General features: G+C 63.7%; 14 protein-coding genes. 6 read left to right on the top strand and 8 right to left on the bottom strand.

What is annotated here, in order from left to right:
• Positions 1-4: 4 nt before the first annotated feature.
• Entirely contained in the window at positions 5-382 is a 378-nt protein-coding gene (locus Q8J98_RS13445) for an HIT domain-containing protein (protein ID WP_305183584.1), read from the bottom strand.
• Between the two features lie 14 nt (positions 383-396).
• On the bottom strand, positions 397-1,974 hold the full coding sequence (locus Q8J98_RS13440) for a DUF5928 domain-containing protein (protein ID WP_305294819.1): 1,578 nt from the start codon (positions 1,972-1,974) through the stop codon (positions 397-399).
• A 149-nt stretch (positions 1,975-2,123) separates the two neighbouring features.
• Here Q8J98_RS13440 and Q8J98_RS13435 point away from each other — a divergent pair, with 149 nt between their 5' ends.
• On the top strand, positions 2,124-2,942 hold the full coding sequence (locus Q8J98_RS13435; protein ID WP_305183586.1) for a sulfotransferase family protein: 819 nt from the start codon (positions 2,124-2,126) through the stop codon (positions 2,940-2,942).
• Positions 2,943-2,952: 10 nt separating this feature from the next.
• Here the strand turns inward: Q8J98_RS13435 and ruvB are convergent, their stop codons facing one another.
• Positions 2,953-3,987 carry a Holliday junction branch migration DNA helicase RuvB gene (ruvB, locus tag Q8J98_RS13430; protein ID WP_305183587.1) on the bottom strand — a complete coding sequence of 345 codons (1,035 nt, stop codon included), beginning with the start codon at positions 3,985-3,987 and terminating at the stop codon, positions 2,953-2,955.
• A gap of 383 nt (positions 3,988-4,370) precedes the next feature.
• On the opposite strand from ruvB, the gene Q8J98_RS13425 reads away from it, so the two are divergent.
• A complete protein-coding gene (locus Q8J98_RS13425; RefSeq protein WP_370868091.1) occupies positions 4,371-4,688 on the top strand; it encodes a hypothetical protein in 318 nt (105 codons plus the stop codon).
• Positions 4,685-5,296 (top strand): cytochrome b/b6 domain-containing protein, encoded by a 612-nt coding sequence (locus Q8J98_RS13420; RefSeq protein ID WP_305294818.1) that lies wholly within the window; start codon positions 4,685-4,687, stop codon positions 5,294-5,296. Before Q8J98_RS13425 ends, Q8J98_RS13420 begins: the two co-directional genes overlap by 4 nt.
• A 237-nt stretch (positions 5,297-5,533) precedes the next feature.
• Here Q8J98_RS13420 and ychF read toward each other — a convergent pair whose 3' ends face one another.
• Together ychF and Q8J98_RS13410 are read right to left on the bottom strand one after the other, a co-directional pair.
• Positions 5,534-6,631, bottom strand: a complete 1,098-nt coding sequence (ychF, locus tag Q8J98_RS13415) for a redox-regulated ATPase YchF (RefSeq protein ID WP_305183590.1) — start codon at positions 6,629-6,631, stop codon at positions 5,534-5,536.
• 87 nt (positions 6,632-6,718) lie between these two features.
• Positions 6,719-8,320, bottom strand: a complete 1,602-nt coding sequence (locus Q8J98_RS13410; protein WP_305294817.1) for a sulfatase-like hydrolase/transferase — start codon at positions 8,318-8,320, stop codon at positions 6,719-6,721.
• A gap of 250 nt (positions 8,321-8,570) precedes the next feature.
• Here Q8J98_RS13410 and trpA point away from each other — a divergent pair, with 250 nt between their 5' ends.
• Positions 8,571-9,362: a tryptophan synthase subunit alpha gene (gene trpA, locus Q8J98_RS13405; protein ID WP_305183592.1), complete on the top strand. Its 792-nt coding sequence runs from the start codon at positions 8,571-8,573 to the stop codon at positions 9,360-9,362.
• A 74-nt stretch (positions 9,363-9,436) separates the two neighbouring features.
• Here trpA and Q8J98_RS13400 read toward each other — a convergent pair whose 3' ends face one another.
• The gene (locus Q8J98_RS13400; protein ID WP_370868094.1) at positions 9,437-10,252 is read right to left on the bottom strand and encodes a ZIP family metal transporter; all 816 of its coding nucleotides are present in this window, start codon (positions 10,250-10,252) and stop codon (positions 9,437-9,439) included.
• A gap of 82 nt (positions 10,253-10,334) precedes the next feature.
• On the opposite strand from Q8J98_RS13400, the gene Q8J98_RS13395 reads away from it, so the two are divergent.
• Positions 10,335-11,498, top strand: coding sequence for an alpha-hydroxy acid oxidase (locus tag Q8J98_RS13395; RefSeq protein ID WP_305294816.1), 1,164 nt, complete (start codon positions 10,335-10,337; stop codon positions 11,496-11,498).
• 7 nt (positions 11,499-11,505) lie between these two features.
• On the opposite strand, the gene ruvA is transcribed toward Q8J98_RS13395, so the two are convergent.
• Both ruvA and ruvC read right to left on the bottom strand, forming a co-directional pair.
• On the bottom strand, positions 11,506-12,162 hold the full coding sequence (gene ruvA / locus Q8J98_RS13390; protein WP_305294815.1) for a Holliday junction branch migration protein RuvA: 657 nt from the start codon (positions 12,160-12,162) through the stop codon (positions 11,506-11,508).
• Positions 12,159-12,662 (bottom strand): crossover junction endodeoxyribonuclease RuvC, encoded by a 504-nt coding sequence (gene ruvC / locus Q8J98_RS13385; RefSeq protein WP_305183595.1) that lies wholly within the window; start codon positions 12,660-12,662, stop codon positions 12,159-12,161. The genes ruvA and ruvC overlap by 4 nt, the downstream gene beginning before the upstream one ends.
• A 323-nt stretch (positions 12,663-12,985) precedes the next feature.
• On the opposite strand from ruvC, the gene Q8J98_RS13380 reads away from it, so the two are divergent.
• Positions 12,986-13,180, top strand: a complete 195-nt coding sequence (locus tag Q8J98_RS13380) for a DUF1127 domain-containing protein (protein WP_305294814.1) — start codon at positions 12,986-12,988, stop codon at positions 13,178-13,180.
• The last annotated feature ends 48 nt before the right edge of the window (positions 13,181-13,228 follow it).

The raw sequence follows: 13,228 nt of genomic DNA, 5'->3' as shown, positions 1-13,228 counted from the left end.
CGCCTCAGTGCGGCAGCATCCGCCCCAGCATGCGCCCGCCCAGAATGTGCAGGTGGTAGTGCTGCACCTCCTGCACGCCCGCCTCGCCCGCATTCGATATCGCCCGATAGCCGCCCCCGCCCTGCCCCGGTGCCGCCCCGACCAGCGCACAGACCTGCGCCGCAGCGCGCATGAAATCCATGATCTCGGCCTCACTCGCTTCGGCCGCGAAATGGTCGAAGGTGACATAGGGGCCCTTGGGGATCACCAGCACATGCAATGGTGCCTGCGGGCGGATGTCGCGAAAGGCCAGCGTATGCGCGGTTTCCAACACCGTATCGCTCGGTATTTCGCCGCGCAGGATTCGGGCGAAGATGTTTGCGGGGTCATAGACATAGGCCATCGGCGGCGCTCCTTTCAATCGACAAACAGGTGTTCGGTGGCGGCAATCTCGCGTGCTTCCATGTCGGGCACAGCCAGAAAACCTGCCAGCGCCCGGGCGTTTTCTGCAATATCGGCGCTCTCCCGCATCCGGTAAAGCGCGGCGAAATGCGCATCCTTGATCCGGTCGCTTTCAAACTTCAGGTCATAGCGGATCGTCGGCAACAGCCGGTCAGCCACCTCTTGCGGCGTGCGCTCGCCCGCCAGGCCCACCCGGCGGGCATGGCCCAGAAGGTAGTCGTCGGTGAAATCGCATTCGATCTCCAGCAGCCGTACCTGCGCCCGGTCCGAGGTGAAATCCCGCATCAGTTCAATCGCTGCGGGGTCAAGGCAAATCACCAGCCGGTTGGTCGCATGATAGTCGTATAGCATGCGCATCAGGGCGCGGCGGTGGCGATTGCGCTTCTCCACCGATGTCTGGATACCGCCAAGGTCCGGCAAGGGGCAGGCCGCCTCGTGGAACAGGTATTCCACCGCCGGAACCCCGGCAACCTGCCGCATCCGCTCGACCAGGCGCTTGGCAACGTGCCATTTCTTGCACACCACCAGCATCAGCTCGCGCTCGCGCCCAAGACTCGATTCGGTCTCCCAGAAACGCGGTGCAAAGCGGCGGCCAACCCGGCCGCGCCCGGTCAGAAAGTGAAACAGGCTTCGCCCCTCGTTCGAGATCGAGAACCGCGCCCCGGTTGCCGCCCAAAGCGCCGCAAGCCTCGCCTTCAGCGATTGCGCATCGGGGCTGATCTTGCGGGCAAACAGGTAATCTTGCGCCAGCAACAGGTCATACTGGTCGTTGTAGAATGTCACCGGCATGCCGTAATCGGAGAACAGCAAAAAGGTCAGCGTGCGGGTGCTGATCTCGCCATCGGGCACAAGGTGGCGCACGATGGTTTGAAAAAACGTCTCGTCCGGGATCCAGGTAGAGCGGAAAAACCGCATCACATCGGCACGCAGGTCGATGAAATCGAACACGGATTCGACCGTGCGGCGGCGCAGGCACCACCACTGCGAGCCGATCATCATCTGCAATTCCGCCGGGATCGCGCGGCTGAGGCCAAGCTTCTGCTGCCATTCCAGGCTGGTGTAGAACCACCACTTGTGGTTGCGCTCGTTGAACCAGTGCCGATAGGTCAGCCGCTCCTCCTTCATCCCGGTCTTGATCCAGTCCGAGCTGAAAAAATCGAAGCTTTCGATGTAATCGACATCCTTCGCGTCCAGAAACGCATGCGCGTATTCGGCGGTCTTGATCGGCATGCAGTCGCCCGACAGCATGTAAAAATGCGTGGCGCGCGGAAACGCCTTCTCCGCCGCCCGAAGCGCCTCCAGCGTCGCGCCGACAAGGCTCCACTCGCCCCAGCCGCATTTGAGCCGCCGCCTGGCAAAGCTTACCGACGGGTTGGCACCAAGCTCCGCGCGGATCTTCGCATAATCCGCCGCCTTCGCCCGCGCATCGAAGTGGATCGACACGAAATCTCCGGTCGCGGTCAGCCGCTTGGCCTGCGCGATAACCCCCTCCGGGTCCTTGTGGGTCAGCAGGATGAAGGCGATTTTTGCCATTTTGGAAACACACGCGGCGATTTTGCCCGATTATTCGCTTAACTAGCGTGAACGCACGTTGAAAAGACAGAGCTTCTTTGCTTTCTAGGGCTAAATGTTCTGCCCGCGGGCACATTGCCCCACCGAAGGCACCAAGGAGAAGCGCCAGAATGGGATTCCCCGGCACCTGGATGACCGAAAGCCAGTCCATGCTCTACCGCGTGGTGCCGAAATGCGCCTGCTCGACGATCGGCCAGATCATGTATTTTTCCGATCACGGCAGCTTTTTTGAAGGCGATGTGCATGATGCCACCGCCGGGCTGCACAAATGGTCGATCGAGGCCAGCCAGCGGGTCATCACCGAGAACGTGAAACACCATTCCTCGTATTCCTTCACCTGCGTGCGCAACCCCTATGCGCGCATCCTTTCCTCGTTCTTCGACAAGATCGCCGGCATCCAGCGCAACGGCAAACGCTACCGCGGCAACCTCGTGCCGCAGCTTGCACAGAAATACGGCATCGACGTGGGCAACCCCGAAAACGGCTTCGAGTTCGACCAGATCGCCTCGTTCCGCCGATTCTTGCTGTTCGCCCGCGATACCATCCGCTGGCGCCGCCCGATGGAGCCCGATATCCACTGGTCGGCAATGTCCGGGCATATTTCCACCTTCATCGCCAATGGCGGGCGCTACGACGCGATCTTTTTCACCGAAAAGTTCAACGAGGGCATGCAGAGGGTGCTCGACGCGGTGCAAACCCCGGTGCCGATAGACCTTGCGCAAATCCCCAGGTTCAACGAAAGCGAAGGCCATGGGCCAAAGCGCGCGCATCCCGTAAGCGCCTATTTCGACGACCTTTCGCGGCACCTGATCTGGGAAATCTACAAGCGCGACTTTCAGCTTTTCCGCTACGATTTCGACAACCCCGACAACAAGATGCCACTCGGCGAGATCGACCTCGACGAGGTGCACGCGAAGCTTTCGACCTGAGGCGGCGCGGCTAGCCGCCCTGGCCGAACAGATCGCCCGATCCCGCTAGCCTTGGTGCCGCAAGCCCCATATGTGTCCAGGCCCGCGCGCCAAGCACCCGCCCGCGCTGCGTGCGCTGCACCAGGCCCTGCTGCAAAAGGTAAGGCTCGATCACCTCTTCGATCGCGTCGCGGCTTTCCGACAGGGCGGCGCATAGTGTTTCCACCCCCACCGGGCCGCCTGCGTAATGCTCGGCAATCAGCCCCAGATAGCGGCGATCAGCTCCATCGAGCCCCAGGCTGTCAACCCCGAGCCGGGTCAGCGACGAATCCGCAATCGCCCGGGTCAGCCGCCCGTCGCCCTCGACCAGCGCGAAATCGACCACCCGCCGCAGCAACCGCCCGGCAATCCGCGGCGTGCCCCGCGCGCGTTTCGCAATCTCGCGTGTGCCCTGCGCTTCCGCCGGAATCCCCAACAGCCGCGCCCCGCGCGCAACGATCAGGTCAAGCTCGTCCTCGGTGTAAAAGACCAGCCGCGTCGGAATGCCAAAGCGGTCGCGCAGCGGGTTGGTCAGCAGACCCAGCCGAGTCGTTGCGCCGACCAGCGTGAAAGGCTGCAACTCGATGCGCACGGTGCGCGCCGCAGGCCCCTCGCCGATCACCAGATCAAGCTCGAAATCCTCCATCGCCGGGTAAAGCACTTCCTCGACCGCAGGCGAAAGCCGGTGAATCTCGTCGATGAACAGCACATCGCGCGGCTCGAGGTTGGTCAGAATCGCCGCAAGATCGCCCGCCTTGGCCAAAACCGGCCCGCTGGTCATGCGAAAGTTCACCCCCAGCTCGCGCGCCATGATCTGCGCCAGCGTGGTCTTGCCCAGCCCTGGCGGCCCGTGAAACAGCGTGTGGTCCATTGCCTGCCCGCGCATCTTGGCGCTTTCGATGAACACCCGCAGGTTGGCGCGCGCCTCCTCCTGGCCGACAAACTCCTCCAGCACCTGCGGCCGCAAGGCACGGTCGGCGTCTTCCGGCATCGGCGCTGCGCGCAAACTCGGGTCGGGCGTCATCATCGGGGGCCTCTCGCTAGCGGCGCAAGTTTCGGAGCAATCGCCGCCCTGCGCAAGGGCAAGCATACCTGGATCTGCCGGTCGTTTTTTGTGCCGCGTCGCAGAACAGAATCTTTTCCTTGATCCTGATCAAAGACTGAATTGTTGCAAAATATTTCACAACCCCGTGAAGTCATCAGGGCACGGCCCAGAGGTTCCGGGGTCTGGTCGAACAGGGCAACCGGGCCTGCCTTTCGTGCCATAACTCCGACGAAACCTTCGGCCTCTTTGTCGCCAGCGCGAACCGGCAAAAGGATCGCCCGGATATCGACACCATCCATGCCTGGCTGCCCAATACCAGTCGCCATTGGGCGGCGGTGCGCTGTGTCGATTGCCACACACCAACGGTGACCGAGGCCTCCACGCTGTCGCTTTCGCACAAGATCGTGGGCAATGGTGCGGCGGTCAGGGATTGCGCGGTGTGCCACAGTGTCGATAGCAGGCAGCGCGCAGCACTCTATCGCCATTCGCGCGAGGTCAGCGGCACGCTGGGCTTCGAGAATGCGGCACTCATCCAGAACTCCTATGTGATCGGCGCATCCCGCCATACCTTGCTCGATCGTCTGGGGCTGCTTCTGGTTCTGGCCGCGCTGGCCGGGATTGCAGGGCACGCGAAGCTGCGCATCATTGGAAAACTCATTCGCAAACGAGCCCGACATGAGTGAACGGGGTGTTCATCCTGCACATCTGGATCCGGCTCTGGCACTGGACCAACGCGGCGCTCATCCTGCTGCTGTCGGCAACTGGTGCCAGTCTGCAGTATTCATCGCCAGGCCTGCCGCTGATCCCGTTCGAGCTGGCGGTGAGATTGCATGACCTCGCGGGCATCGGCCTGATCAGCGCCTATTCGGTGTTCGTCGTCGGCAACATCGTCAGCGGCAACTGGTGGCAATATGTCCCCAAACCCGGCAGCTTCTGGAAGAAGATACGGGTGCAGTTCATGTATTACGTCCGGGGCATCTTTCGTGGCGAGAAATCGCCCTACCCGCCATCGGTCGAGGCGAATTTCAATGCGATGCAGCAGATCATCTATTGGGTGATCATGTATCTGGTGATGCCGACCGTGCTTGACACCGGAATCGTCTATCTCTGGCCTGATCTGGCTCCAAGCGATGTGTTCGGCCTTGATGGACTGTTCCCGGTGGCGATTCTGCACTATCTCGCCGGGCGGGTGATCTTTCTGTTCATGTGCGCCCATATCTATCTGGGCACCTGTGGCGACAAGGTTTCCAGCCACTTCAAGATGATGATCACCGGCTGCCACGAACACTGATCGCCCGCCACAAGTGATCGCACCGCTTGGCCGCCGGTCTTGCCCCTTCGGGGCAGGTCCGGTTACTTTTCTGCCCGCAGCCATTCGCGCCCGGGACCGCGCCGCGTGGCGGCGCGGTCAGCCCCTAGGGCAGCGCACAAGCCGCCGATGCAGCCCCCCGCAGCGGTGAAAAAAGCCTTAACGGTTTTGGTTTTTGCAATGTATTTCAATGAGTTGCCTAAGATAACACGCGTGTTATCAGGCATTGAAAAGGAAATGCAGCACGTCGCCATCCTGCACCACATAGGTCTTGCCTTCGATGCGGAACTTGCCCGCCTCGCGCGCCCCCGCCTCGCCGTTTCCGGCCACATAATCCGCGTAGGCTATCGTTTCGGCCCGGATGAAACCGCGCTCGAAATCGCCGTGAATCACCCCCGCGGCCTGCGGCGCGGGCGTGCCTTTCGCAATCGTCCAGGCCCGCGCTTCCTTCGGCCCGACAGTGAAATAGGTCTGCAAACCCAGAAGGTCGTGCCCGGCCCGGATCAGCCGGTCAAGCCCGGCCTCATGCAGCCCCATCTCCTCCAGAAACATCGCTGCCTCGTCGGGCGAAAGCTGCGCGATCTCTTCCTCGATCCGCGCCGAGATCACCACCGAAGCCGCCCCCTCGCGCGCCGCCATCGCTGCCACCCGCTCCGAGAAAGCGTTGCCCGAAGCTGCCGAAGCTTCCTCGACGTTGCAGACATAAAGCACCGGTTTCGCGGTCAAAAGCTGAAGCAACCCCCAGGCCCGGCGGTCATCCTCGGCCACCTTCACCGTCCGCGCCGGCCGCCCCGCCTCGAGCGCCACCAGCGCGGCCTTCAAAAGCCGCTCCTGATCCGCCGCCTCCTTGTCGCCGCCCTTGATCTTGCGCTGCAACCCCGCAAGCCGCCGCTCGATGCTCTCCATGTCGGCAATCATCAGCTCGGTCTCGATCGTCTCGGCATCCGCCACCGGATCGACCCGGCCCTCGACATGGGTGATGTCGCCGTCCTCGAAACAGCGCAGCACATGCGCCACCGCATCCACCTCGCGGATCGTGGCAAGAAACTGGTTGCCCAGCCCCTCGCCCTTGCTCGCGCCCCGCACCAGCCCGGCAATATCAACGAAAGTCATCCGGGTCGGGATGATCTGCTTGGAGCCCGCAATGGCCGCAAGCTTTTCCAGCCGCGGGTCGGGCACCGCCACCTCGCCCACGTTCGGCTCGATCGTGCAAAACGGAAAGTTCGCCGCCTGCGCCGCGGCGGTGCGGGTGAGCGCGTTGAAAAGCGTCGATTTGCCGACGTTCGGCATGCCGACGATACCCATCTTGAAACCCATGCCCGGCCCGCGCCCCCATCCGAAAACTCGCCTGCTTCTAGGGAGTGGCCGCGCGAAGAGCAAGCACCGCCGTAGGCCGCCCGCACGCTACTGCCAGAGCGCCGCCGCCAGCACACCGTCGCCCGCCAGCATCGCATCGAGCGGCCCGGCACCGAATTCCCCGGTCAACGTCGGTGCCGCGCCGAGCAGCGAAACCCCAAGCCCGGCGCGCTGCGGCGGCGCGCCAAACCCGAGCCATTCAAGCAGCGTCGGAAAGACATCGAACATTGCGCCGGGTCGGGCGTTCACCTCGCCTGCCCGCGCGGCATCAAGAAACATCACCGTATTGAACCGCGCCGCGGGCGGGTGCAGCACGCCGTTGGTATCGTAATGCGACAGGTGGTCAGAGAGGAGCACGATCTTCTGCGGTCGCCCGTTGCCAGCCGCCTGCACGGCGCGAACGAAATCGCGGGCACCCTCGGCGGTGCAGCGCATGACGGCAGCAAGATCGTCGCTGATCCGGGCGCGGCCCGTGTCGGTGCAATCGCGGGAAAGAAAGCCGTGCTTGCCATGCGGGCCGATGGTTTCAACAACCAGCGCTACCGGCCCCGGCTCGGCCACAAGCGCCGCATAGCGCGCGGCCGCGGCTTCAAACACCGCCTGATCGTCGAGCGTCCATTCGATCAGCGCCGCCTCGAACGCGGCCGGGGGCATGGTTGCGCGGAGCGTATCGATATCGATCAGCGTGGGGTTGCCGTGGCGACGAAAGAACTGGTCCATGCCCGCAAACGTGCCCTCGCTACCCACCAGAAACGCGCTGCGGTAGCCGCGCGCCGCAAGAATGTCGCCAAGGCAGGTGCTGGCCGGAAGGAACTCTGTCTGCGGCAGGAAGTTGTTGCCATAGCGCAGGCCGTTCGGCAGCAGCGGCACGCCGCACTGCGAGGCGACGATACCGGCAATGCTCCATCCTGTGCCGAGCGCCCGCCCGACACTGCGAAAACTGATCGCCTCGGCGGCAAGCTCGGCAAGCGGCGCAAAGGCCGCGCCGAAGGCGGCGGTGTTTTCATAGCGTTGCTCGCTGCCCTCCAGATAGACCAGTATCAGATCCGGCAGCGGTGCCACAGGTGCCACCAGCGCCGGTGCCACCAGCCGCGTCGGCAGCACCGAGGCCACCGCGCCATGCGCCACCCGGCCAAACGCGAATTGCGTGAGCGGGTTCGCCAGCAGCACCAGCAGCGCCACCAGTGCCGCCGCCGATTGCGGCGCGCCAAGCAGGTTCAGCAGCCAGAAGCTCGCAAAGGTGAAGATGCCAAGGCTCAGCAGCGTCTCCTTCACTTCGACGGAAAGACCTGCCAGCGTCATCCCCTCGGTGCCGAAACCCGCGTGATGGAGGATCGCCAGCATGTCCACCCGGCCAAAGACCTGCGCGACCAGGGTGAAGGGCAGCATCAACAGCACCGCAAGGCAAAGCATCAGCATCCCCCATCCGGGGCGTAACCAAAGCCTGCGCCCGCCCAGCGGCAGCGCCAAAAGCAGCAGCACGAGCGTCGGGATCGACAGGATACCTGCGTCAAGCTCTGGCCGCGCCGCAACGGCAAGGCCAAGCACCGCAATGATGAAAAGCGCCAGCGCCGCCAGCAGGTCGCGCCCGCCGCGCCAGTTTTCGCTCCGGACAAACGCCCGCCGAAATATCTGGCGCAGGTTTTGCATCGGTGGGCTCATTTCAGGCAGGCGGTTGCATCCATGCGCCCTTTCTATCTGCGCCGTCGGTCGCGGCAAGCCCCCGTCCCCGGCAACGAGGTCAATGCCGCGGCGGCCGCTTCGGAGCGCGGGCTTCGGCACGGTCGCGGGCGGTTTTGGCGAAGAAGCAGATCATCGGCACACGCGCCCCGCCTGAGCCATTGATTTTCCGCGCCCCATGTCGCAAACCCGGCGGACAACAGCCAGACCGGGGCCGGACATGACCAGAATCGACGCCACCTTCGCCCGACTTCGCGGCCAGAACCGCAAGGCCTTTGTCGCCTACATCATGGCAGGCGACCCCGATGTGGCAACCTCGCTGGCGCTGATCGAGGGCATGCCCGCTGCCGGGGTGGACATCATCGAACTCGGCATGCCGTTCACCGACCCGATGGCCGACGGCCCGACCATTCAGGCAGCAGGCCAGCGCGCCCTTGGCGGCGGCCACAAGATGGACCGCACCTTCGAGATGGTCCGTGCCTTCCGTGCCAATAATGCCGAAACCCCGATCGTGCTGATGGGCTATTACAACCCGATCTACGCGCGCGGCGTGGCAAGGTTTCTTGCCGAGGCGACCGCCGCCGGGGTGGATGGGCTGATCGTGGTTGATCTGCCGCCCGAGGAAGATGCCGAGCTCTGCCTGCCCGCACAGGCAGCAGGCCTCAACTTCATCCGCCTCGCCACCCCCACTACCGATGCCAAACGCCTGCCCAAGGTGCTGCAAAACACTTCCGGCTTTGTCTATTACGTCTCGGTCACCGGCATCACCGGCGCCGCCGCCGCGCAAGCTGCCGAGGTCGGGCCCGAGGTCGCTCGGATCAAGGCTTCAACCGATCTGCCGGTCATCGTCGGCTTTGGCATCACCACGCCCGACGCCGCGAAAACCATCGCCGGGGTCGCCGATGGCTGTGTCGTCGGTTCGGCAATCGTCAAGCTGATCGGCGAGGGCAAAAGCGCCGCCGAGGTGCTGGCGCGCGTCGCCGAACTGGCCGCAGGGGCACACCGCGCCTGAACCGCTTCTTTGCCGAAACACCCCGGGGGGGGAGAGGCCGCAGGCCTCCCGGGGGGAGCGTCCCCCGGCTTCGCTCAAGCCAGCGTCACATCAAGCACCATCATCAGCACGAGACCGAAGATCAGCCCGGCGGTCGAGCGGTTCTGGTGCCCGTTCCGGTGCGTTTCGGGCAGAATCTCGTGGCTGATGATGTAAAGCATCGCCCCCGCCGCGAAGGTCAGGCCCCAGGGCAGAAGCGTGCTTGAAACCGAAACCGCCGCGGCGCCGATCAGCGCGCCGATGGGCTCCACCAACCCTGTCGCCATTGTCACCAGAAAGGCGCGCATGCGCGAATAGCCCTGGCCGATCAGCGCCACGGCGACCGCCAGCCCTTCGGGAATATCCTGCAGCGAAATCCCTGTCATCACCGACAGGCCATTGGCCATTTCGCCTGCGCCAAAGGCGACGCCGATCGAAAGCCCCTCGGGGAAATTGTGAATGGTAATCGCCAACACAAAAAGCCAGATCCGCGCCAGCGCCTTCGGGTCCGCGCCTTCGCGCCCGGTGGCGAAGTGTTCGTGCGGCAGCGATGCGTTGAGCCAGGCCACAAAGGCTGCACCAAGGCAGATCCCCGCCGCGGCAATCAGCGCGGCGAGCACCAGCGAGCCGTGCAGCAGTTCCGCCGCCGCGATCCCCGGCAGGATCAGCGAGAAATACGAGGCCGAAAGCATGACCCCAGCGGCAAAGCCAAGCATCGTGTCGCCCGTGCGTTGCGACATCGAGCGCCCGATCAACGCCGGAATTGCCCCCGCAGTGGTGGCAATCGCAGCCACCATGCCACCGGCGAAGCCAAACAGAACCGTTTCCAAGCCGAACCCCTTGTTTGCGCCACAAGGCACGAGCGGAGGCATAATGGCAAGCGCGCGCAAGGCCATTGCATGATGCGGTATGAATTGGTAATTGATCTTTACCAATTCAGCGAAAGGCCATGCCATGCCGACAATCACCTGCATCGAAGACCTGAAGCAACTGCACAAGCGCCGCGCCCCGCGGATGTTCTATGAATATTGCGAAAGCGGCAGCTATACCGAGCAGACCTTCCGCGAAAACACCTCGGATTTTGCCCAGATCCGGCTTCGGCAGAAGGTTGCGGTGGACATGTCGAGCCGCAGCCTTGCGGGTGCCATGATCGGCCAGCCGGTGGCGATGCCGGTGGCGCTGGCCCCGGTTGGCTTTACCGGCATGCAAAGCGCCAATGGCGAGATCAAGGCGGCACGGGCGGCAGAAGCCTTTGGCGTTCCCTTCACGCTTTCGACGATGTCGATCAACTCGGTCGAGCAGGTTGCCGAAGCCACCAGCAAGCCTTTCTGGTTCCAGCTTTACGTCATGCGCGACGAGGATTTTGTCGATGGCATGATCGCGCGGGCGAAGAAAGCCGGGTGCTCGGCGTTGGTGCTGACGCTCGATCTGCAAATTCTGGGCCAGCGGCACAAGGATTTGAAGAACGGCCTTTCTGCACCGCCGAAACTCACGCTTTCCTCGATCATGAACCTCGCCACCAAGGTCCGCTGGGGGCTGGGCATGCTTGGCGCGAAAAGCCGCTCCTTCGGCAATATCGTCGGCCACGCGAAAGGCGTGGAAAACATGAGCTCGCTCAACGCCTGGACCAGCGAGCAGTTCGACCCGCGGCTTGACTGGTCGAAGATTGCCCGCATCCGCGACCAATGGGGCGGCAAGCTGATACTGAAAGGCATTCTCGATGCCGACGACGCCCGCATTGCCGCCGATTTCGGGGCAGACGCGATCATCGTTTCCAACCACGGCGGCCGCCAGCTTGACGGCGCGCTGAGCGCGATCCGCAAACTGCCCGAGATCGTCGCGGCGGTGGGCGACCGGATCGAGGTGCATCTCGACAGCGGCATCCGCTCGGGGCAGGACGTGCTCAAGGCGCTGGCGCTGGGTGCCAAGGGCACCTACATCGGGCGCGCCTACATTTACGGCCTTGGCGCGATGGGGCAGCCCGGGGTGACGAAAGCGCTGGAGGTGATCCGCAACGAGCTGGATATTTCGCTGGCGCTTTGCGGCGAACGCGACGTGAAGGCGCTTCGGCGCGAGAACCTGCTGGTGCCAAAAGGCTTTTTCGACGCCTACGACTAGGCGCGGATCAATTCTTCGGTGCCAGCAACCGCAGCGCGGCGCGGATCAGGCGGGGGGTGTCGGTCGCTTCGGGGTTGGCCGAGGCCTCGGCCACGGCCGCTGCGGCATCTGTGGCGGAATAGCCAAGGTTGGCGAGCGCCGAAAGCGCCTCGGAGGCGGCCGAGGGTGGCGGCGCGGCGGTGGCGCGGCGGGGTGCCGATGCCTCGATCACCTCATCCGCCGCCGCCAGATCGACGCTGAGCGCGCCGCCCATCGACATCACCGAGGGTGCCTTGCCGCGCAGTTCCAGCACCACACGCTGCGCGAGCTTGGGGCCGATGCCGGGCGCCGCGCGCACGCTTGCCCAATCGCCAAGCGCGATGGCGCGGGCAAGCGCATCAGCGCCAAGCGTGCCCAGAATCGAAAGCGCCGCCTTGGCTCCGACGCCTTGCACCGATACCAGCAGCCGGTGCCATTCCTTTTCGAGCAACGTAGTGAAGCCGAAAAGCTGAAGCAGGTCTTCGCGCACCAGAAGCTCGGTATAAAGCGCGGTCGCCTCGCCGACCGGCGGCAGTGCGGCGGCAGTGCGGGCCGAGACATGCACAATGTAGCCCACCCCGCGCACGTCGATCAGCACCTGATCCATGGCGCGGTGCAAGATTACCCCGGCGATGCGCCCGATCATGCCGCCCCCCTGATCGCCCGTTCCATGCGCCCGGCACTTTGCAGATGGTGCGCATGGCAGATGGCGATGGCCAGCGCATCGGCTGCGTCGGGTCCGGCGAGGTCAACCCCGGGCAACTGGAACCGCACCATATGCGCCACCTGCCCCTTGTCGGCATGGCCTACACCCACCACCGCCTTCTTCACCGCATTCGGCGCATATTCGCCCACCGTGAGGCCAGCCTGCGCGGGCACCAGCAGCGCGATGCCGCGCGCCTGCCCAAGTTTCAGTGTCGCCACCGCATCCTTGTTGACAAAGGTCTGTTCCACCGCCGCCGCATCGGGGGCATAGCGCGCCACCACCTCGGTCAGGGCCGAGAAAAGCGACAACAGCCTGAGCGCCAGATCATCGCCTTGCGAGTGAATGATGCCGTTGGCAACGTGGCTCAGCCGCGAGCCCTCCATGTCGATCAGCCCCCAGCCGAGGTTGCGAAGGCCGGGGTCAATTCCCAAAACGCGCATGCTGCCCTGCTCTGTTGCTTTTTTCCCGCACTAGCACGAAAAGCGAACATCGCAAAGCCCGAAGCCGTCTTTCTGCGGTGCAGCAAGAAAATTGTCTTGCTACCGCCGCCACGGCAACAAAACGCCAGCTTCTGGTGCAAATCCGACATTTTCCGCCCGCTTTGCAGGGGCTCTGGAACACTTGGTTAAGCATCTGCAAAGCCATGCAAATTGCGCATGGCGGGGCTGTTGTAGCGGCGCTTGTTTTGGCAAATCGCCAGGCCTATGTGCGACATCGAAAGGCCAATGCTTTCAAAATGAGCAGAACGTAAAAGGAAATCGAAATGTCCGCCCTTGATACCAACCGCACCATGACCCACGCCGGTTACACCAGCCTCGTTTCGCGGTTCTTCACAGCACTTGCCACCTGGAACGATGCGCGCCTGACCCGCAATGAACTGGCCAAGCTTTCCGACCGTGAGCTTGATGATATCGGCCTGACCCGTGGCGATATCGACCAGGTTGCCGCGCGCTTCTGAGCCACGGTTGCCTGCACGCGGGAATGCCCGCCAAAAGGCCGCGCCGAT

This window comes from Phaeovulum sp., from assembly GCF_030684035.1.
Classification (GTDB): domain Bacteria; phylum Pseudomonadota; class Alphaproteobacteria; order Rhodobacterales; family Rhodobacteraceae; genus UBA6213.
The sequence above is the reverse complement of the archived record's forward strand: the minus strand, read 5'-3'. Positions and strand labels throughout refer to the sequence as shown.

Coding starts and splice junctions, on each gene's coding strand:
- Q8J98_RS13445 (WP_305183584.1), bottom strand. CDS start 382: ATGGCCTATGTCTATGACCCCGCAAACATCTTCGCCCGAATCCTGCGC.
- Q8J98_RS13440 (WP_305294819.1), bottom strand. CDS start 1,974: ATGGCAAAAATCGCCTTCATCCTGCTGACCCACAAGGACCCGGAGGGG.
- Q8J98_RS13435 (WP_305183586.1), top strand. CDS start 2,124: ATGGGATTCCCCGGCACCTGGATGACCGAAAGCCAGTCCATGCTCTAC.
- ruvB (WP_305183587.1), bottom strand. CDS start 3,987: ATGATGACGCCCGACCCGAGTTTGCGCGCAGCGCCGATGCCGGAAGAC.
- ychF (WP_305183590.1), bottom strand. CDS start 6,631: ATGGGTTTCAAGATGGGTATCGTCGGCATGCCGAACGTCGGCAAATCG.
- Q8J98_RS13410 (WP_305294817.1), bottom strand. CDS start 8,320: ATGCAAAACCTGCGCCAGATATTTCGGCGGGCGTTTGTCCGGAGCGAA.
- trpA (WP_305183592.1), top strand. CDS start 8,571: ATGACCAGAATCGACGCCACCTTCGCCCGACTTCGCGGCCAGAACCGC.
- Q8J98_RS13400 (WP_370868094.1), bottom strand. CDS start 10,252: ATGCCTCCGCTCGTGCCTTGTGGCGCAAACAAGGGGTTCGGCTTGGAA.
- Q8J98_RS13395 (WP_305294816.1), top strand. CDS start 10,335: ATGCCGACAATCACCTGCATCGAAGACCTGAAGCAACTGCACAAGCGC.
- ruvA (WP_305294815.1), bottom strand. CDS start 12,162: ATGATCGGGCGCATCGCCGGGGTAATCTTGCACCGCGCCATGGATCAG.
- ruvC (WP_305183595.1), bottom strand. CDS start 12,662: ATGCGCGTTTTGGGAATTGACCCCGGCCTTCGCAACCTCGGCTGGGGG.
- Q8J98_RS13380 (WP_305294814.1), top strand. CDS start 12,986: ATGTCCGCCCTTGATACCAACCGCACCATGACCCACGCCGGTTACACC.